The 18,450-nt window shown below is 74.1% G+C and carries 16 protein-coding genes; 6 read left to right on the forward strand and 10 right to left on the reverse strand.

From position 1 onward, the window contains the following. The first annotated feature begins 178 nt into the window (after positions 1–178). The gene (locus PV342_RS13270) at positions 179–1,102 is read left to right on the forward strand and encodes an RNA polymerase sigma-70 factor (RefSeq protein ID WP_018557895.1); all 924 of its coding nucleotides are present in this window, start codon (positions 179–181) and stop codon (positions 1,100–1,102) included. Between the two features lie 32 nt (positions 1,103–1,134). Here the strand turns inward: PV342_RS13270 and PV342_RS13275 are convergent, their stop codons facing one another. The 3 genes from PV342_RS13275 to PV342_RS13285 all read right to left on the reverse strand — a co-directional run bounded on the left by PV342_RS13275 (position 1,135) and on the right by PV342_RS13285 (position 4,524). Continuing rightward, positions 1,135–1,905, reverse strand: coding sequence for a hypothetical protein (locus PV342_RS13275; RefSeq protein WP_400801288.1), 771 nt, complete (start codon positions 1,903–1,905; stop codon positions 1,135–1,137). Between the two features lie 195 nt (positions 1,906–2,100). Then, positions 2,101–3,501, reverse strand: a complete 1,401-nt coding sequence (locus PV342_RS13280) for an aldehyde dehydrogenase family protein (protein WP_500317205.1) — start codon at positions 3,499–3,501, stop codon at positions 2,101–2,103. Between the two features lie 546 nt (positions 3,502–4,047). Continuing rightward, positions 4,048–4,524, reverse strand: a complete 477-nt coding sequence (locus tag PV342_RS13285; RefSeq protein ID WP_500317207.1) for a hypothetical protein — start codon at positions 4,522–4,524, stop codon at positions 4,048–4,050. A 1,298-nt stretch (positions 4,525–5,822) separates the two neighbouring features. Between PV342_RS13285 and PV342_RS13290 the strand changes: the two genes are divergently transcribed. Further along, positions 5,823–6,530: a class F sortase gene (locus PV342_RS13290; protein ID WP_500317338.1), complete on the forward strand. Its 708-nt coding sequence runs from the start codon at positions 5,823–5,825 to the stop codon at positions 6,528–6,530. A 30-nt stretch (positions 6,531–6,560) separates the two neighbouring features. On the opposite strand, the gene PV342_RS13295 is transcribed toward PV342_RS13290, so the two are convergent. Together PV342_RS13295 and yczE are read right to left on the reverse strand one after the other, a co-directional pair. Beyond that, positions 6,561–7,349 carry a glycerophosphodiester phosphodiesterase family protein gene (locus tag PV342_RS13295; protein WP_400798193.1) on the reverse strand — a complete coding sequence of 263 codons (789 nt, stop codon included), beginning with the start codon at positions 7,347–7,349 and terminating at the stop codon, positions 6,561–6,563. Next, the gene (yczE, locus tag PV342_RS13300) at positions 7,346–8,026 is read right to left on the reverse strand and encodes a membrane protein YczE (RefSeq protein WP_400798196.1); all 681 of its coding nucleotides are present in this window, start codon (positions 8,024–8,026) and stop codon (positions 7,346–7,348) included. Before yczE ends, PV342_RS13295 begins: the two co-directional genes overlap by 4 nt. Positions 8,027–8,124: 98 nt before the next feature. On the opposite strand from yczE, the gene yczR reads away from it, so the two are divergent. Further along, positions 8,125–9,615 carry a MocR-like transcription factor YczR gene (yczR, locus tag PV342_RS13305; protein ID WP_400798199.1) on the forward strand — a complete coding sequence of 497 codons (1,491 nt, stop codon included), beginning with the start codon at positions 8,125–8,127 and terminating at the stop codon, positions 9,613–9,615. A gap of 74 nt (positions 9,616–9,689) precedes the next feature. Here the strand turns inward: yczR and PV342_RS13310 are convergent, their stop codons facing one another. After that, positions 9,690–10,076 (reverse strand): hypothetical protein, encoded by a 387-nt coding sequence (locus PV342_RS13310; protein ID WP_018562434.1) that lies wholly within the window; start codon positions 10,074–10,076, stop codon positions 9,690–9,692. 226 nt (positions 10,077–10,302) lie between these two features. After that, a complete protein-coding gene (locus PV342_RS13315) occupies positions 10,303–11,607 on the reverse strand; it encodes a M28 family metallopeptidase (RefSeq protein WP_400798202.1) in 1,305 nt (434 codons plus the stop codon). 167 nt (positions 11,608–11,774) lie between these two features. On the opposite strand from PV342_RS13315, the gene PV342_RS13320 reads away from it, so the two are divergent. After that, complete coding sequence (locus PV342_RS13320; protein WP_026251618.1) at positions 11,775–12,152, forward strand: RNA-binding S4 domain-containing protein; 378 nt, start codon at positions 11,775–11,777, stop codon at positions 12,150–12,152. A 225-nt stretch (positions 12,153–12,377) separates the two neighbouring features. Here the strand turns inward: PV342_RS13320 and PV342_RS13325 are convergent, their stop codons facing one another. Both PV342_RS13325 and PV342_RS13330 read right to left on the reverse strand, forming a co-directional pair. After that, positions 12,378–14,690 (reverse strand): ABC transporter permease, encoded by a 2,313-nt coding sequence (locus tag PV342_RS13325; protein ID WP_500317210.1) that lies wholly within the window; start codon positions 14,688–14,690, stop codon positions 12,378–12,380. After that, positions 14,687–15,394 carry an ABC transporter ATP-binding protein gene (locus tag PV342_RS13330; RefSeq protein WP_500317211.1) on the reverse strand — a complete coding sequence of 236 codons (708 nt, stop codon included), beginning with the start codon at positions 15,392–15,394 and terminating at the stop codon, positions 14,687–14,689. Before PV342_RS13330 ends, PV342_RS13325 begins: the two co-directional genes overlap by 4 nt. Positions 15,395–15,532: 138 nt before the next feature. On the opposite strand from PV342_RS13330, the gene PV342_RS13335 reads away from it, so the two are divergent. Together PV342_RS13335 and PV342_RS13340 are read left to right on the forward strand one after the other, a co-directional pair. Next, the gene (locus tag PV342_RS13335) at positions 15,533–16,453 is read left to right on the forward strand and encodes a sensor histidine kinase (protein ID WP_500317213.1); all 921 of its coding nucleotides are present in this window, start codon (positions 15,533–15,535) and stop codon (positions 16,451–16,453) included. Further along, complete coding sequence (locus PV342_RS13340) at positions 16,450–17,160, forward strand: response regulator (RefSeq protein ID WP_329183900.1); 711 nt, start codon at positions 16,450–16,452, stop codon at positions 17,158–17,160. Before PV342_RS13335 ends, PV342_RS13340 begins: the two co-directional genes overlap by 4 nt. A 28-nt stretch (positions 17,161–17,188) precedes the next feature. Here PV342_RS13340 and PV342_RS13345 read toward each other — a convergent pair whose 3' ends face one another. Further along, positions 17,189–18,433: an MFS transporter gene (locus PV342_RS13345; RefSeq protein WP_500317215.1), complete on the reverse strand. Its 1,245-nt coding sequence runs from the start codon at positions 18,431–18,433 to the stop codon at positions 17,189–17,191. Between the last annotated feature and the right edge of the window lie 17 nt (positions 18,434–18,450).

Consider the following 18,450-nt stretch of genomic DNA (forward strand, 5'->3'; position numbering starts at 1 on the left):
GCCGCAATTCCCCAACCCGGCGGGAACATCCGCCCGGCGACCCGTACGGCGATGGCAACCCCGGAATCACGCGGGACCGGGCCCGGGGACGGCGTGCCCCCCGGCCCGGAGGAAATCGCCCTCTGTGTAGGCTGGAACGGCTGGCAGGGCAGATGTGACGGTGGAGGAAAACGCGACGATGCAGCCAGGGGACGCGGAGCGCGACGGTTCGCTCGACGAGGCCGCGGCGGTGTTCACGGCCCTGCGCCCCCGATTGTTCGGCATCGCGTACCGGATGCTCGGCAGCGCCGCGGAGGCCGAGGACGTCGTCCAGGACGTCTGGCTCAAATGGCAGGCAACGGACCGCGACGCGGTGGAGAACCCGACCGCTTTCCTGACCACCGCGACGACCCGGCTGGCCATCAACGTCACCCAGTCCGCCCGCGTCCGGCGCGAAGGCTATGTCGGGCCCTGGCTCCCCGAACCGGTCGACACCCGCTCCGACCCCGCGCTGGGCGCCGAACGCGGCGAGGCGGTGGAGATCGCGGTGCTGCTCCTGCTGGAGCGGCTGACGCCCACCGAGCGGGCTGCGTACGTGCTGCGCGAGGCGTTCGACTACCCGTACCGCGAGATCGCCGGCGTACTCGACCTGAGCGAGGCCAACTCCCGTCAACTGGTCAGCCGCGCCCGCAAGCACATCGCCGCCGGGCGGCGCGAGCAGGTGGGCACGGCGGAGCACCGCCGGCTCCTCGAGGCGTTCGTGGCGGCCGCCCGGGCGGGCGACATGGCCGGCCTGGAGAAGCTGCTCGCCACGGACGTGGTGAACTACGGCGACGGTGGCGGCGCCGTGCGCAACGCCGCCAAGGTCCCGGTGTTCGGCAGTGCCAAGGTGGCGCGGTTCATCACCGCCTTCGCCCCGCGCTTCTGGCTCGACACGGACGTGGTGTGGGTCGAGGCGAACGGGCAGACCGCGGCACTCGTCATCCACGCCGGCACGCCGATGGCCCTGCTGAGCATCACCGCCTCCGAGCGGGGCATCGACCAGCTGATGTGGGTGCTCAACCCGGCGAAGCTGACGGGCTTCAGCTCCGTGGCGGCGGGCCCGGCCGAGCCGTCCGCGTAGGCCCGGCCCGGGTCGTACCGGGAGCTTTCGGGTCAGGCGTCGGCCGCGGTCCGGCCGGGGGCGACGTCCCCCGCGCGCAGCAGCCGGAGGAAGGCCTTGAGGCCCGTGATGATCTCCTCGTTGTCCGTGAGCCGGTCGATCGTGGCCTCGAACTCCCGCGCCAGCGCGGTGATCCGGCGGTCGGCGTCCTCGGCCCGCTCGTACACCGAGACACCCAGCGCGTCGATCGTCCGCCGCAGTTCGGCCAGGGCCCGGTACTGCTCCTCGGCCTTGCCCTCAAGGACCTTGACGCCGTTGTCCGTGCGCTCGACGCGCTGCTTCAGCGCCAGGACGTCGTCCCGCGGATGGGTGACGTCCTTCAGCAGGGTGCCCAGCCGTCTCCGCAGCTGTCCGAACCACGCGCCCGCCGGACGGAACACCGTGCTCAGGAGGAAGAAGCCGGCGATCCAGTACCCCGCGCCGCGGCCGGACGCCACCGTTGCCGCCACCACCCCGGCCGCCGTGAGCAGATGACCCGCCAGGGCGACCCGCAGCATCGTCCGGGCGATCCGCGCGGCCTCGGCGTCCCGTGCCTGAGGGACCGTCAGTCCCTTCTCCCGGCTCACGGCGATCTCGGCCAGCACCGACCGCGCCCGGAAGTAGACGTTCCACGGCACCGTGAGCAGGACGAGCAGCCACAGCAGGCACAGCACCCCGGCTCCCGTACCCAGGACCACCGGCAGCGGCGCACCCACCGCGTAGACCAGCGCCAGCGCACCCGCCGTCACGGCCAACGCCAGCGCCGCGCCCAGGAATCTCCCCATGCCCGCCTCCAACCCCCCTCAGCCGAGCTTTCGTTGCCTTCATCGTCCCGTCCGGTCGGGGCCCGGGCATGAGTACGGCTACTCACTCCGCCTCTGCCCCGGTGCGGTGCCGGGGGGACCGGTGGGGTGGAATCGGCGCGGTTCCAGGCCCCTTCCGCGGCCGGAGGACACCGGAGGTCGGAAATAGGGGCGCGCTCAGCGGGGCCGGGTGATCGTGTGGTGGACGACGTACCCGTCGAGCCCGGCCGTCCCCTCCAGGCCCGTCGCGGTCCCGTTGACGGCCACGGCGCCCGTGCGCAGCCGGCGCGCGACGGCGACGGCGTGTTCGGGGTCGGCCGACCAGACGCCGCCGGACATGCGGTACTCGGAGTTGTTGGCCAGTCGCACGGCGTCGTCGTCCCCGTCGTGGGCGATGACCGTGAGGACCGGGCCGGAGATCTCGTCCTGGGCGATGCGCATGCGGTGGTCGACGTCCGCGAGGACCGTCGGGGTCACGTAGTAGCCCTGCTCCAGGCCGGCGGGGACCCGGGAACCGCCCGTCACCAGGCGGGCGCCCTCCTCTCTGCCGAGGTCGATGTACGACATCAGGCGTTCCCGCCGCTCACCGCCGGCCATCGGCCCGATCGAGGTGTCCGGATCGGCCGGGTCGCCCACCTTCAGGGATCCCACGGCCTCCGCGACCGCCGCGACGACCTCCTCGTACCGGCGGCGGGGGGCGAGGACGCGGGTCCGTGCGGCGCACATCCTGCCGTTGTCGCCCAGTGAGGCGAACAGCCCCCGCACCGTCCGCGCGAGGTCGGCGTCGTCCAGCAGGATCGCGGCCGCCTTGCCCCCGAGTTCCAGCCGGACCCTCTTGAGCTGCTCGCCGGCGAGCGCGGCGACGCGGCGCCCGGCCCGCGTCGAGCCGGTGAAGGCGATCGCGTCCACGTCCGGGTGCGCGACCAGGTACTCGCCGGTGTCCCGGTCGGCGGGCAGGACGCTCAGCGCGCCGTCGGGCAGTCCGGCCTCGGCGTACAGCTCGGCCAGCAGCCCCATGGACAGCGAGTTCTCCGGAGTGGCCTTCAGGATGACGGTGTTGCCCGCCAGGAGGGCGGGCGTCAGCCGTGCCGTGGCCGCCGAGAACGGGCACCGCAGGGGGATGACCGCGGCGACGACGCCGACGGCCTCGCGCCGCACGATGGTGTCGAACGCCGGGGAGGGGTCGCGGGAACGGACGGTCTCCTCCCAGCCCTGCTCCTCGGCGGCCTTCAGACATGCGTCGACCCGCCGCGTGAGGGAGGCCTGCTCCGCGTCCGCGAACCGGCGGGGCGTCCCCGTCGCGGCGGACACCCGCGCCGCGGCCTCCGCCGCGCGTTCCTCGCGCAGCCCGTTCACCCGGCGGATCACCTCCTGCCGCTCCTCGGGGTCCATGTGCGGCCACGGCCCGCTGTTGAAGGCCGCGCGCGCCGTCGCAACGGCGACGTCGGCGTCGCCCGGTGCGGCCTGCGCGGCGCGCCCGAGCAGGGAGCGGTCGTGCGGGGAGCGGATGTCCCGCGGTCCCGGATGCGCCGGGGCGGTCCAGACACCACCGATGTACAGCCTGTCGTACACGATCATCGAATCTCCTTCGAGGAACCCGGCCCCTCAGGTCGCCGGCGGGTTCACTCGGCGAGCTGCCCGTAGCGGCTCACGCCGGCCAGGGCGAACCCTTCCGCGAACGCGACCGCTGCGCCGGCCCGGGCCGCGCTGAGCAGGGCCGGCGGCGGCCGCCCGCCGGAGTGCCTCGTCGGCCGGTCGCCGTGGACGGGCGGCCCGCTCGGGCGGGTGCGGCAGTCCTTCCTCCGCGCATGGCGACTCCCCGAACCCGCCGGACCGCCGCGACCCGGGCGGCGGGGTCCCGTGACCTGGGCAGGTGTCGATATGCCCCTTACGGAATGTTTCACGGGAAATATTCCGTAAGGGATGATTCGCGACCTGTTCGATCTGTCGGGCGCCGCGCGGGAAGTCACGCGCGGAAGCCGCGCCCACCGGTCTCCCGTGGGCGCGGCTTCCGCTTCCGTGAGGTGCGCCGCCGAAACGCTGGTCGCAGGCCTGTGGTTGCCAGTGGCCGGACGTTCGGACGGCGCCGGGTGCCGGTCGTGGACCGGTTCCCGGTGGGGGGTCTTACCGGCCGCCGCCGCCGCCACCGCCGTGGCCGCCGCCGTAACCGCCGTGTTCGTCACCGCGGCCGCCGCCGTTGCCGTGACCGTCGCCCGGGCTCGGGCTCGGCGAAGCCCCGCTGCCGGTGACCTCGAACCGGCCGGTGTAGGTCTGACCCGTGGCGCAGGTCACCGTGACGGTGTGGATGCCGGGAGTCGCCCAGTCGGAAACCTTGAACTGGCCCGTTCGCGTGGAGTTGGCGTTCGGGTTGGTGTCGGTGGTCGTCAGCACGAAACTTCCGTCGGCGTCGCTGACGCCGTTGGCGGTCTGGCCGACGGCGCAGGGGTTGCCGTTGGTGGAGACGGTCACCGTCTCGCCGGTCTTGACGGCGAGCGGCGAGATGACGAGCTGGTCGCCTGGGAAGGCGGATGCCATGGATGCCGGGTAGATCACGGCGGCGGCCGTCATCGCCGCCGCTGCGAGAATGCGTGAACCACGCATGGGGGGAACCTCCTTGCGGACGGGGCAGGCGGGATCGGAGATCACCGCGACACGTACTGCGACCGCGTCCTTGAGATCCATGGCACGAGGGCGGGGATCTTCACGCACCTCGGAATCGGCACAGGCCTTCCCCCGGACGGGGCATCAGCATTCTGGCCGGAACAGCGTTGTCGCAGGTGAGGAGCCATACCCGTGGCGGCGTCAGAAAAATGTGAAGAGCTCGTCAAACGGGTGACCCGGAAATCTCACGGGCCCGCGGCGACGGATGTGTCGTCAGGCGACGGGTCATCAGGCAACGGCACGTCAAATGCGCGGCCCGCGCCGGCCGGAAAATGCGACCGCCTGACGGACCGCCCCTACGGGGCGACCGAGTGGCGAGTGCGCGCCGCAACAGCGCCTCGCGGAACGTGCTCTCACGCCCGCTCACCGCCACCGTCCCGGCGCGTCGTTCACGGCACCCCGGAACCGGCGGCCCTCCCCGGGCGCCGGAAGGTCCCCGGCCGGGCTTCGGCCATGCGTACGGCAGCCCGCTCGACGGGCGGTGCCCGGCAGTCGTGGTGCGCGCGCGGTACACGACGACCGTGGGCGCGGCCAGCGCGTGCGGGGCTTCGGGGCCGACGGCGCACGGGTGTTGAGCGCCCATCAGGACACGGCCGGCATCATCGGCGCTGCTTCCGGCGGCGCAGCGCCGGTTGCCCCCGCTGCCGCAGCGACGCCACCCGATCGAGTGGGACGCACATTGCCCGGTTCGCGCTGATCCATCCGCGTTTGACGCATACTTCGGTTTACCATCATTTATGACGGGCTGTCACTCATGACTGACCGGTCGGAGCCGAAGGACTGCGATGCTGCGAAACTCCGGGGATCACACCACCCCCGTGCCCTGGTACGGACAGCCCGACGCCTGGTACGGGCAGCCCGACCCCTGGTTCGGCCAGCCGTTCGTGCCCGAGCCCACCGCTGACGCGCCCGGCGCGCACGGCCGGCCTGACCGCGCGCCGCAGCCCCCGGCCCGGGCCCGGCCCGCGGACCCGGCCGCCGCGCAGGCGGGGCAGCCGCCCAGGAAGAAGAAGCGGAAGCCGAAGGGCGAACCGGCCGCGAAGGCTCCGCGCCTGTCGAAGGGCGCGGCGAAGCCGCCCGTGCCGGCCGGCGGGAAGCCTCCGGCGCCGGCCGGCGGAAAACCGCCCGCACCGGCCGGTGCGAAGCCCCCGGCACCGGCGCCCGGGAAGCCGCCGGTCTCCGTCCCCGCGAAGCCCCCGGCCCGCTCCGGGCCGGCTGCGTCGCCCCGCCGCCGGCCGATGCGCCGTCCCGCCCGTCCGGCCGGTGGCTCCGCCGCGCGCCCCGGGGGCGGCCGTCCCCGGCAGCTGAAGCTCACCCGGCGCGGTCGCGGCGCGGTCGGGGTGCTCGTGTGCTCGGTCCTCGTCGCCGGAGTGGTGCTGACCTTCCAGGGCTTCACCGGCATGGACGGTCCGCCCCAGCCCTCCGCCGCCTCCGCGGCCCTTTCCGACGCGGCCGCGATCAAGGCGCCGCCGCCGCTCCCCCCGGCCCAGCCGACGCGCATCCGCATCCCCGGTGTGAGCATCGACGCGCCGATCATGAACGTGGGGCTGGACAGCCGCGGCGTGATCGCGGCGCCGCCGCTCGAGAAGGCGGGGGAGGCCGCCTGGTTCAAGGACTCGGTCAGCCCGGGGGCCCGGGGCTCCTCCGTGATCGTGGGGCACGTCGACAACGAGAGCGGCCCCGCGGTCTTCTACAGTCTCGGGGCGCTGAAGAAGGGCTCGACCATCGATGTCGTCCGGGACGACGGCACCACGGCGATCTTCACCATCTACGGCATCGAGGTGTTCACCAAGGCCGAGTTCCCCGCCAAGCGCATCTACAAGGACACCAAGGACCCCGAGCTGCGCGTGATCACCTGCGGCGGCACCTACACCAAGGACTCGGGATACTCGGGCAACGTCGTGGTCTTCGCCCGCATGTCCAAGACGAAGCAGGCCAAGATCTGACGGGCGCCGGCGGCCGGTCGGTACCGGCCGTCAGGCCCAGACCCCGCGTTCGGTGAACACCGCGCGCAGGGCCTCCAGCCGGTCGGTCATGATCCCGTCCACGCCGAGGTCCAGCAGGGCGCGCATCCGGGCCTCGTCGTTGATCGTCCACACGTGCACCTGCAGGCCCAGCCGGTGCGCCGCCGCGATGAACGCGGGGTCTACGACCCGGACGCCGTACGCCCGCTCGGGCACCTGGACGCACACCGCGCCGCGCCGCCGCGCCGCGGCGAGGAGCAGCCGTTCGGCGGTACGGCCGCCGCGGGAGAGCAGGCGCAGGTCCGCCACGCCCCTGGTGCCCAGGGAACTGGCGAGCCGCGATCCACCCAGTGCCCGGGCGCGGACCAGCCGGGCCTCGGAGAACGAGCCCACGCACACCCGGTCCCACGCGCCGGCCCGGCGCACCGCCTCCACCAGGGGCTCGACCGCGGCGTCCGACTTGGTGTCCACGTTCCAGCGGGCGTCCGGGAACTCCTCCAGCAGTTCCTCGAACAGCGGCACCGGCTCCCGCCCGGCCACGCGGGCCCGGCTCACCTCGCTCAACGGCAGGTCCGCGATCCGCCCGCCGGCGTCGGTGACCCGGTCCAGGGACGCGTCGTGGAAGGCCACCAGTACGCCGTCCGAGGTCAGGTGGACGTCGGTCTCCAGGTAGCGGTAGCCGAGGTCGACGGCCCGCCGGAAGGCCCAGGCGGTGTTCTCCAGGCCGTCCGCGGTGCCGCCGCGGTGGGCGAAGGCGATCGGGGCGGGGCTGTCGAGGTACGGATGGCGTATGTCGCTCACTCCGGCAGTATGGCGCGCCCCTCCGCGGTGTCGGCCACCGACTGCCCTCCGCGTGCGACGACCACGGAGTCGTCCTGCGGCCCGGACCGCGGCAGCTCGAACAGGCGCAGGAAGAACTGGGCCAGCGGCCCGATCGAGACCGCGTAGACGACCGTCCCCACGCCGACGCTGCCGCCGAGGGCGAAGCCGACCGCCAGCACGGTGACCTCGATCGCCGTGCGCACCAGGCGGATGGAGCGGCCCGTGCGGCGGTGCAGGCCCGTCATCAGGCCGTCGCGGGGGCCCGGGCCGTACCGGGCGGTGATGTAGAGGCCGGTCGCCACGCCGTTGAGCAGCACGCCCGCCACCAGCAGCGGGATCCGCACGCCGAGACCGTCCGGCTGCGGCAGCAGGGCCAGCGTCGCGTCCATCGACAGGCCGACGACGAAGACGTTGGAGACCGTGCCCAGCCCGGGCCGCTGGCGCAGCGGCCACCACAGCAGCAGGACGAGCGCGCCCACCCCCACCGAGACCAGGCCGATGCTGACGCCGGTGTGCCGTGAGATGCCCTGGTGGAGGACGTCCCACGGGTCGAGGCCCAGCGCGGCGCGCACCTGGAGGGCCGCGCTCGCCCCGTAGAGGGCCAGTCCCGCGTACAGGTGCAACAGGCGGCGTGCTGTTCTGGATTGGCCCTCCACGAGGCCCCCCTCTGGCCGTGACGACGGGATGCGGGACACTATGTGGCATGGTCCTGGGAGAAATCCATGGCCAATATGCGGAAGGTGGACCGGTAACCATGTCGCAGTGGACCGCAACGGTAGGGGTCACTCATCTCGCGCGCCTGCTCGAGCCCCGTCCGGCGCAGCGCGCCGCCGGCCGCCGCGTCCCCGCCTACCGTGGGCTCGCCGACGGCATCCGGGTCCTGGTCCTGGAGGGACGCGTGCCCGTGGCGGCGCGGCTCCCCGCGGAACGCGAACTGGCGCTGGCCCTCGCCGTCAGCCGCACCACCGTCGCCGCCGCCTACGAGGCGCTGCGCGCCGAGGGCTTCGCCCGGTCGCGGCGCGGCGCCGGCACGTGGACCGCCGTCCCGGACGGCCACGCCCTGCCCACCCGCGGTCTGGAGCCGCTGCCGCCGGACGCCGCCGGCACCGTCATCGACCTCGGCTGCGCGGCGCTGCCCGCGCCCGAGCCGTGGCTGACCCGCGCGGTCCAGGGCGCCCTGGGCGACCTGCCGTCCTACTCGGCCACCCACGGCGACTTCCCCGCCGGGCTGCCCGTGCTGCGCGAGGCCATCGCGGCGCGCTACACCGCGCGCGGCATCCCCACCCTCCCCGAGCAGATCATGGTGACCACCGGCGCCATGGGCGCCATCGCGGCCGCCGTGCGGCGGCTCGGCACCCCCGGGGAGCGGGTGGCCGTCGAGTCGCCGAGCTACGCCAACGTCCTGGAGCTGCTGCGGGAGAACGGCGCCCGGCTCGTCCCCGTCGCCATGCGCGAGGGCCTCGGCGGCTGGGACCTCGACGCCTGGAAGCGCGTCCTGCGCGACGCGGCGCCCCGCATGGCCTACGTCATGCCCGACTTCCACAACCCCACCGGCACCCTCGTCCCGGACGACCAGCGCCGCGCCCTCGTCGAGGCCGCCCGCGCCGCCGGCACCGTACTCGTCGCCGACGAGACGATGGCCGAGCTCCCCCTCGACGGGGACGAGTCCGCGCCGCGCCCGATGGCCGCCTTCGACCGCGGCGGCAGCGTCATCACCGTCGGCTCCGCGAGCAAGGCGATCTGGGCCGGCCTGCGCATCGGCTGGGTCCGCGCCGCCCCCGACGTCGTACGCCGCCTCGTCAGCGCCCGTGCCTACCTCGACCTCGGCTCGCCCGTCGTGGACCAGCTCGCCGTGGCCTGGCTGCTGCGCACCGGGGCGTGGGACGAGGCGGTCGCCGCTCGGCGGGAAAGAGCCCGAGCCCACCGCGACGACCTGGTCGCGGCGCTGCGCGAGCGGCTGCCCGACTGGGAGTTCGCCGTCCCGTCCGGCGGCATGACGATGTGGGTGCGAACCGGCGACGTCTCCGGCTCACGCCTCGCCGTCGCGGGCGAGCGCCTCGGCGTCCGCGTCCCCTCCGGTCCGCGGTTCGGCGTCGACGGCGCGTTCGAGGGCTACATCCGGCTGCCCTTCACCGTCGGCGGTCCCGTCGCGCGTGACGCCGTCGAGCGCCTGGCGGCGGCCGCGCAGACCGTCCGCGACGGCGGCGGTTCCGAGGGCGAGGGCGCGGGGCTCTTCGTGGCCTGACCTGGCGGTACCCGGGACAGTGCCCGGGACGGCCCGCCAGGCGGGCCGTCCCGGGCGCGGGGACGCCGTCCGGCTCAGCGGCTGTCGGGGAGTTCCGTGAGGCGGAGCCGGAGCTCGACCTCCTGGTCGCCGGAGACCGATCCCTGCTCCTCGAGGCGGAAGGAGTCGCCGAGCACCTTCTTGACCTCGCGTACGTGACGGGGTCCGCCGGAGAGGTCCGCGGTGAGGGAGCCGTCGAGGTGGACGGGGCCGAGTTCGTGGCCGTGGCTGCGGGTGTCGACGGAGGCGGCCCACACGGTCGGGTGGGAGGACCCGGGACGGGGCTCCACGGCCTCGGTCAGCGACTCGCCGGGACGCGTCGGGAAGGCGGCCTCCAACGCGCCGAGCACGGCTCCGGCGTCCTGCCGCTCGCAGCCGGTGAGGAGGACGTCGACGTGGGAATTGGTGTGATGACTGCTCATCAGCGCTTCTCCTCTCGCGGGAGGCCCGGCACGGTACGTCCGGCACCGCACGCCGCGCCCCTCTTCAGCGTAGGACGGCGACCGGGTACCCGCAGAGGGCGCCCCGCGCGCCGCCGCGTAGGGCGAGGGCGGGGTCACGTTCCGTCGCCGCCCGCGGGGGCGGCGCCTGCCGCGGTCCGGGTGGCGGCCCCCGTGCGGGAACGGGGACCGCCACCGGCGCGGGCGGCTAGAAGGTCAGCTTCCAGCTGTTGATGTAGCCGGTGTCCTGGGAGGCCACGTCCTGCACGCGCAGCTTCCACGTGCCATTGGCGACCTCGCTCGACGCGTTGACCGTGTACGTGGCGATGACGTTGTCCGCGGAGTCGCTGCCGCTGGAGTTCTTCAGCCGGTAGCTGCTCCCGTCCGGGGCGACGAGGTCCACGACGAGGTCGCCGCGCCAGGTGTGCCGGATGTCCACGCCGACGGCGAGGGCCGAGGGGGCGTTGCCGCTGATCCCGCTGACGGTGATCGAGGACGTCACGGCCGCGCCGTTGTCGGGGACGCTGACGTCCGCGGTGTTCTCGAAGACCGTGCCGGGCGGGGGAGCGGTGGCGGTGCCCAGGGTCCAGATCGCGTTGGCGATCGCGTCGCTGTTGTTGTCGAGCGCGGTGTCGTTGATGTTCGACGTCGTGTCGCAGGACGAGTGGTAGCAGCGGTCGAAGGCCTGTCCGGCCGTGCCGCCCCACTTCTGCGCCTGCGCCGAGGTCTTGGTGTAGTCCGCGCCGGAGAACAGCCCGCCGACCGGGATGCCCGCGCTCTTGAAGGGCGCGTGGTCGGAGCGGCCGTCGCCCTCGGTCTCGATCTCGGTCGCGATGCCCTTGGCGGCGTACCAGTCCTTGAAGACCTTCTCGAGGGCGGCGTTGTCGTCGTAGACGAAGTAGCCCGGGTTCGGCGAGCCGATCATGTCGAAGTTCAGGTAGCCGTCGATCTTGGCGCGCTCGGTGGAGGCCAGGCCGTTGACGTACGCCCGGGAGCCGACCATGCCGAGTTCCTCGGCGCCCCACCAGCCGAACCGCAGGTGCTTCGTGGGCTGCAGGTTCTCGCGCGCGACGGCCAGGGCGGTCTCCAGGACCGCGGCGGAGCCGGAGCCGTTGTCGTTGATGCCGGGCCCCGCGGTGACCGAGTCGAGGTGCGCCCCGGCCATGATCACGTGGTTGGTGTCGCCGCCGGGCCAGTCGGCGACCAGGTTCCAGCCGGTGGCGCCGCTCGAGGTGAACTGCTGGAGCACGGTGGTGTAACCGGCGGCGTCGAGCTTGGCCTTCACGTAGTCGATCGAGGCCCGGTAGCCGGCTCTGCCGTGGGCCCGGTTGCCGCCGTTGGCGGTGGCGATCGACTGCAACTGGCTCAGGTGCGCCTTGACGTTCGCCACCGGGATGTCGGGGGCGGCGGCGAGGGTGGTGGGCCGCGCGGACGCGGGTGTCGCGGAGGCGGTGAGCAGGGCCGCCGCGAGCGCGGTGGCGGCGCCGGCCGCGACGATCTTGAATGCGGGCACAGGTCACTCCGGTGTGTGGGGGATGGAGTTGCGCGGGACTGTGCGGGCGGTACGTCGGCACTTTTGACGTGTGCATGCCTGCGCGCATCCTGTGGCTCGCGGGGCCTCCCGTCAAGAGCGCATACCGGACGCCGCGTTCCGGGAACCGGGCGCGCTAGGGTCGTGACATGGCTGACGACGAGGGCCCTGTGCGGGTCGACGCCTGGATCTGGTCCGTACGGCTCACGAAGACGCGCTCCATGGCCGCCACCGCGTGCCGTGCCGGGCACGTGCGGGTCAACGGCGAGCGCGTCAAGCCCGCGCACGCGGTCCGCCCCGGTGACGAGGTGCGCCTGCGCGGCGTGGGGCACGAGCGGATCGTCGTCGTCACACGTCTGGTGCGGAAGCGGGTCGGCGCCCCCGTCGCGGCGGAGTGCTTCGTCGACAACAGCCCTCCGCCGCCCACCCCCGAGCAGATGCCGGCGCCCGTCCTCCGCGACCGCGGCGCGGGCCGGCCGACCAAGCGCGAGCGGCGGGACATGGAACGGCTGCGCGGTACGCGCTGAGGCGTGCGCGTGCTCGGCCGGGCCGTGACCTCGGCGTCCGCTTCGGCGAGCGGCGCCGCGCGCCGTGGGCAGGCACAACTCCGCACGGTGACAGGCCCGTGCGGGGAGCGGGCGGTGCCACGGCTCCCGACCGTGGTCCGGGTGCCGCAGGCCGCGGCATGAGCCCCTGCCGCCGGGGCAGGGGCTCACGGGGTGGTGACCCGCGGACGAACCGCGTTCGCGCCGTCACTCGTTGTGGAGCACCTGGGCGATCGTCAGGCGGGCCGCGCGGCGGGCGGGGAGATAGGCGCCGAGGACCGCGATGGCGATGCCCGTGACGGCGAGGGCGGTCAGGGCCGCCGGGTGCCAGACGTCCGTCATGTACGGGGGGAGGGTGGTGTCGACGGCGTCCGCCATGCGCGGGACGACCTGCCCGTGGGCCCAGATGCCGAGCGGGACGCCGAGCACGGAGCCGAGGGCGCCGAGTGCCGTCATCGAGGTCGTCATCATCACCGTGACCTGGCGCGGGGTCATGCCGATGGACTTCAGCATGCCCAGGTCGCGCCGCCGGTCGCGGGTGTTGAGGACGACCGTGTTGAAGACGCCGAGGGACGCGACGACGGCCAGCATCGTGGTGAGCACCGAGGCGGAGCCGACGACGGTCTGGGTGATGGTGTTCGGGCCCGTGATCGCCGGGCCGACGCCCGGGTCGGCGGCCGCGGCCGCGCGGGCGTACACGGCCGGGTCGGTGCCGTCGCGGAGCTTGACGTGGTAGGCGATGGGCCTCTCCTCGGGGGCGAGTGCCGTGAACGTCGTCCAGTCGGTTGCGAGCAGTTCACCGTTGGTCTCCATGAACGCGCCGACGACGGTCGTCTCCTGGCTCCGCCCGCCCTTCTGCAACCGCACCTCGTCGCCGACCCGCAGCCCCGACTGCCGGAGCCAGGCCGTCCCCGCGACGACTTCGCCGGCCCGCCGCATCCAGCGGCCCTCGGTGAGCACGCTGTCCAGTTCGGGTCCGTCGCCACGGCGGCCCTCGAGCATCGCCTTCCGGGCGGAACCGGCGACCGTCACCTCCACGTCCCCCCGGGCCGTGATCCCGGCGACGCCGGGCAACGAGGCGAGCAGGGAGTGGAGTTCCGGGTCGGAGTGCTCGGGCCCGACGAGCTTGCCGTGCCGCACGGTGCTCGCGTACACCGTGACCTGGTAGGCGTCCCGGCCCGCGTTGCCGAACCGGGTCATCGTCGTGGCCAGACCGGAGGCGAACGTCACGGTGGTCACGCCCAGGACCACCGCCGCCACCGTCAGGGCGCTGCGGCCGGGCCGGGCGAACGGCAGCCCCACGCCGAGGCTCACCGAGCGCGGCAGCCGGCTGCCGGCCAGGCGCCGCTGCACGCCCAGGGCGCGGCCGGTCCGCGGGGCGGTGCCCGCGCTGATCGCCCGCGCCGCGGAGAGCCGGCGCGCGCGCAGCGAGGGGGCGAGCGCGGCGAGGACGCAGACGGCCGGCATGCCGAGCAGGGCGAGCACGTTCACCCACGGCGCGATGCCGACGCTGTCGTGGAAGACGCCCGCGTCGGGCCCGGTGAACGTGAACCGGAGGAACGGCGCGGCCAGCAGGTTCCCGGCGACGACGCCGGCGGCGCAGCCGAGGACCGCGGGCGCGGTCACCATCGCCAGGTACACCGCGAGCACCTGCCCCGGGGCGAACCCCAGGGCCTTGAGGATGCCGATGTGCCGGAAGCCGGAGATCACGGCACCGCTGACCACATTGGCGACGATCAGCACGGACACGACGATGCCGAGGATGCCGAAGGCCGACAGGTACGGCGCGTACGCCCGCGCTGCCGCGCCGATCCGGTGCTTGAGCGTGAGGTACGACTCGGAGCCGGCGAGGGCGCCCTGCGGGAGCCGCGCGGTCACCGCGCCCATCCGCTCGCGGAGCCGGGTGTCCGACGACGCGTCGGAGAAGCGGAGGAGCAGCTGCGTGGTGGCCGGGTGCAGCGCGTCGATCTGGGAGGGTGCGACCCAGGCGTCCGCGGTACGGCTCAGGTCGAAGGCGAAGCCGACGATGGTGAGCGTGGGGCCGGAAGGGACAGGGATCCGTTTGCCCAGGTCGTCGGCGGTCCAGTCCGACTGCCGGTTGAGGACCACCTCGCCGGGCGCGGTCGCCCAGCGGCCCGCCCAGAGGTCGAGCCGGTCCACCTCGCCGCCCGGCTCCGCCCGGCCGACGACCGTGACCTCGCCGAAGACCCCGTACTGCGCGGTGTCCCGCGGCAGCGCGACCGTGGCACGGGGGAACGGCCCTTCGACGGCCTCGACGCCGGGATCCCGCGCTGCCCGCGCCAGTTGCGCGTCCGAGGCCACGGACCGGTCGAACGCGGCGACGACATGGGGCCCGCGCTGCTCGCCGAAGGCCCTGTCGAACGGCGCGGAGGCCGCGTCGACCAGTCCGAGCGCGACGACGATCGCCCCCGTCGAGGTCAGCGTCACCAGAGCGATGACGAGGGTCTGGAGCCTGCGCCGCCGTACGGCCGCCCGCGCGGCCCGCCACACCGCCCTCATGCGGACGGCTCCAGGGTGTGCTGCCCGGTCACCCGGCCGTCGGCGAGGGTGATCAGGCGGCCGGCGCAGCGGCGCGCCAGGTGCTCGTCGTGCGTCACCAGGACGAGCGTCTGGCCGATCTGGTTGAGGTCGAGGAGCAGGTCCATCACCTGCTCGCCCGCGCGGCTGTCCAGGGCGCCGGTCGGTTCGTCGGCGAGCAGCAGGGCGGGCCGGTTCATCAACGCGCGTGCCACGGCGACCCGTTGGCGCTCGCCGCCGCTCAGCACGGCCGGGTGGGCCTTGGCGCGGTCCGCGATGCCGAGTTCCTCGAAGAGTTCCATGGCGCGGCGCCGGGCGGGACGGGCAGGGGTGCCGGTGAGCTGGGCGGCGAGCGCGACGTTGTCCAGCGCTGACAGGTCGTCGACGAGGTTGAAGAACTGGAAGATCATGCCGATGCGGCGTCGCCGGTACAGGGCGAGGCCCTTCTCGCTCAACCGCCCCACGTCCTCGCCGTGGACCAGCACGGTGCCGCCCGTGGGGCGGTCGAGACCGGCGATCATGTTGAGCAGGGTGGACTTGCCGCACCCCGAGGGACCCATCACCGCGACCGCCTCGCCGGCGCGGATCTCCAGCGTCACGCCGTCCAGTGCCGTCGTCTCGCCGTATTCCCTGCGTACGCTGTCGAGTCGTACGACCGTCTTCCCGCTGCTGTCCTCAGTGACCATGCACAGGACGCTAGGCGCCCGGCGCGGCCCGGACATCCCTCCCCGGATGGCATCTTGGCGGGGACCTCATCCCGGGGATGCAGAACCCTGCATCCAGGGGCTGATGCGCCCGTGGTGATCGTCTGCGAAGGTGGACCCGTGGCGATCGGGGAGCCGGACGTGCTGCTGGCGGCGCTGGGGGTGGCGTGCGCGGTCGCCGTGTGCCTGGCGGTGGCCCTGGTGCGCACGCGGCGGCGCTGGCAGTCGGCCCTGGGGGAGCGCGGCTGGCTGCTGGAGCGGGAGCGGGAGAGCGCCGCGCGTACCGCGGTGGCGGCCGAACGGGAGCGCATCGCGCGGGAGTTGCATGACATCGTCAGTCACAACGTCAGCCTGATGGTGGTGCAGGCCGGGGCCGCCCGCGAGGTGCTGGGCACCATGCCGGACGAGGCCGCGGCGGCGCTCCGGTCGGTCGAGGACGCGGGGCGCGGCGCCATGACGGACCTGCGGCACATGCTGGGACTGCTGGCGCCGTCCGCGGGCGGCGTGGACGACGAGGGCGGGGAGCGCGATCCGGACGGGGCCGGCGAGGGCGGCGCCGTGGCGCTGGCCCCGCAGCCCGGCCTCGACCGGCTGGGGATGCTGGTCGACCGGGTCTCCTTCGCCGGGCTGCCCGTCGAGGTGCGCGTCGCCGGGGAGCCGCGCCCGCTGCCGCAGGGCGTCGACGTGACGGCTTACCGCATCATCCAGGAGGCGCTGACCAACGCGCTCCGGCACGGTGACGGAGGGAGGGCGGAGGTGACGGTGCGGTACGCGGAGCGCGCGCTGCGCGTCGAGGTGCTCAACACCGGCCCCAGCGTGCTGAACGGAACCGGGACCGGCACCGGAACCGGACCAGGGCCCGTGGCCGGAACCGGAACAGGGCCCGGGGCCACTGCCGCTCCGCGCCGCCGGGAAGGCACCGGGCGCGGGCTGCTGGGCCTGCGTGAACGGGTCGCGGTGTACGGGGGAGACCTGGACGCCCGGCGCCGTCTCGGCGGCGGTTACCGGGTCAGGGCGCGCATCCCGCTGGACCGGCCGTGACGGCGGCGGAGGGGGCGTCCCCGCGTGTGCTCATCGCCGACGACCAGAGGCTCATCCGGACCGGCTTCCGGCTCATCCTCACCGCGCGCGGGATCACGGTGGTCGGCGAGGCGGCGGACGGCGCGGAGGCGGTCGCCGAGGCACGCAGGCTGCGGCCGGACGTCGTGCTCATGGACATCCGCATGCCCACCATGGACGGTCTGGAGGCCACCGGCCGCATCCTGGAGCAGATCCCGGAGTGCCGGGTGCTCATCCTCACCACCTTCGACCTCGACCGCTACGTCTACACGGCGCTGTCGGCCGGGGCGAGCGGCTTCCTGCTCAAGGACGTCACGCCCGAGCACCTGGCGGCGGCCGTGCGGCTCGTCGACACCGGGGACGCCCTGCTGGCGCCGTCGATCACGCGCAGGCTGGTGGAGCGCTTCGCCTCCGGGGCGGGGGCCGCGCAGGACGGTCCTTCGGCCCACGCCGGCCTCGCCGCCCTGACGCCGCGCGAACGGGAGGTCCTCACGCTGCTCGGCCGAGGCCTGTCCAACCTCGAACTGGCCGCGGAGCTGACGCTGAGCGAGGCGACGGTGAAGTCGCACGTCGCCCGCATCTTCGCCAAGCTGGCGTTGCGCGACCGGGCCCAGGCGGTGGTCCTGGCCTACGAGACCGGCCTGGTACGGCCGGGCGGCCCCGGCGCCGCATCCTCCCCCGGGCGTTGACCGGCCGTCCGCCCCTCTTTCGCCCGCCTCAGACGCGGTCGGCCGCGGGGACGGGGTCCGGGGCGGCGAGGCGCCGCCGGTAGGGCAGCAGGAAGGCCGTCCCCAGGATGAGGACGCCGGCGGCGGCGACGGCCGTACGGGGACCGGTGACGGCGGCGAGCAGGCCCCAACTCGCCGTCAGCGCCGCGATGGTGGCGCTGCTGGTGACGGACCACGCCGACAGGACGCGGGCGACCTGGTCGGCGGGGCTGTGCTCGAGCCGGTAGGTGGCGAGGACGGGGTTGAACACCCCCACGCACGTGACCAGGCCGAACTCGACCAGGATGACGAGCACCAGTCCCCACGGGCCGGGCCGGACGAAGGCCAGGCCGACGAGCCAGCAGGCCCTGAGGGCCCCGCTGGCGACCATCACGCGGCGCTGCCCGTACCGGGGGACCAGCCGCCGTGAGAGCCGGGAGCCGACCAGGCCGCCGAGGCAGGGCACCCCGAAGGCGAGCCCGTACTGCCAGGGGGCAAATCCCAGGTCGCGCAGGAGGAGGACGGCCAGCAGCGGTGCGGTCGCCATGATCAGGCCGTTGACCAGGGTGGTGTTGAAGAACAGCAGGCGCAGGGTGGGGTGGCCCAGGATGCGCCGCCAGCCGTCGAGCAGGTCGCCGGGGCGGAAGGGCCGCGCCGTCTTCGGCGCCGGTGGCGCGTCCTCACCGCCCATCGCCCGGATGCCGAACGCCGACAGCAGGAAGCTGGCCGCGTTCACCACGGTGGTCACCAGGGGCCCGAACGCCCCCACGGCGAGACCGCCCGACGGCGGGCCGAGCGCCGTCGCCGTCCACATCGTCGACTCGAAACGGCCGTTGGCGCTCAGCAGGTGTTCCGGGCGCACCAGCGCCTTCAGGCAGGCTCCGCTCGCCGCGGTGAACACGACGTTGGATGCGGCGACGACGATCGACACCAGGACCAGTTGCAGAAAGGTCAGCACCCCGGCCAGATGGGCCACCGGGAGCGAGAGCAGGACCGCGAACCGGAGCAGGTCGGCGCCGATCATCACGGGCCGTTTGCGGCGCCGGTCCACCCAGGGGCCCAGCGGGATCGCGATCAGCGCCGCACCGGCCAGGCCTGCCGCGGACAGCAGGGACACCTGCGCCGGGCTGCTGTCCAGCAGGCGGATGGCGATGAGCGGGAAGGCGTCGAGCGCGAACCACGTGCCCGCCATGCTCGTGGCGTACGCCGTCCACAGCCATCCGAATTCGCGCCCCAGCGACGGCCCGCGCTCCACGACGTCCTCCCCGCTTC

Source organism: Streptomyces sp. PA03-3a, from assembly GCF_033792735.1.
Lineage (GTDB): Bacteria > Actinomycetota > Actinomycetes > Streptomycetales > Streptomycetaceae > Actinacidiphila.

What these genes read in the sequence shown, in the direction of transcription:
- PV342_RS13270 (WP_018557895.1), top strand. Translation starts at nt 179, where the DNA reads ATGCAGCCAGGGGACGCGGAGCGCGACGGTTCGCTCGACGAGGCCGCG.
- PV342_RS13275 (WP_400801288.1), bottom strand. Translation starts at nt 1,905, where the DNA reads ATGGGGAGATTCCTGGGCGCGGCGCTGGCGTTGGCCGTGACGGCGGGT.
- PV342_RS13280 (WP_500317205.1), bottom strand. Translation starts at nt 3,501, where the DNA reads ATGATCGTGTACGACAGGCTGTACATCGGTGGTGTCTGGACCGCCCCG.
- PV342_RS13285 (WP_500317207.1), bottom strand. Translation starts at nt 4,524, where the DNA reads ATGCGTGGTTCACGCATTCTCGCAGCGGCGGCGATGACGGCCGCCGCC.
- PV342_RS13290 (WP_500317338.1), top strand. Translation starts at nt 5,823, where the DNA reads ATGCGCCGTCCCGCCCGTCCGGCCGGTGGCTCCGCCGCGCGCCCCGGG.
- yczR (WP_400798199.1), top strand. Translation starts at nt 8,125, where the DNA reads ATGTCGCAGTGGACCGCAACGGTAGGGGTCACTCATCTCGCGCGCCTG.
- PV342_RS13310 (WP_018562434.1), bottom strand. Translation starts at nt 10,076, where the DNA reads ATGAGCAGTCATCACACCAATTCCCACGTCGACGTCCTCCTCACCGGC.
- PV342_RS13320 (WP_026251618.1), top strand. Translation starts at nt 11,775, where the DNA reads ATGGCTGACGACGAGGGCCCTGTGCGGGTCGACGCCTGGATCTGGTCC.
- PV342_RS13325 (WP_500317210.1), bottom strand. Translation starts at nt 14,690, where the DNA reads ATGAGGGCGGTGTGGCGGGCCGCGCGGGCGGCCGTACGGCGGCGCAGG.
- PV342_RS13330 (WP_500317211.1), bottom strand. Translation starts at nt 15,394, where the DNA reads ATGGTCACTGAGGACAGCAGCGGGAAGACGGTCGTACGACTCGACAGC.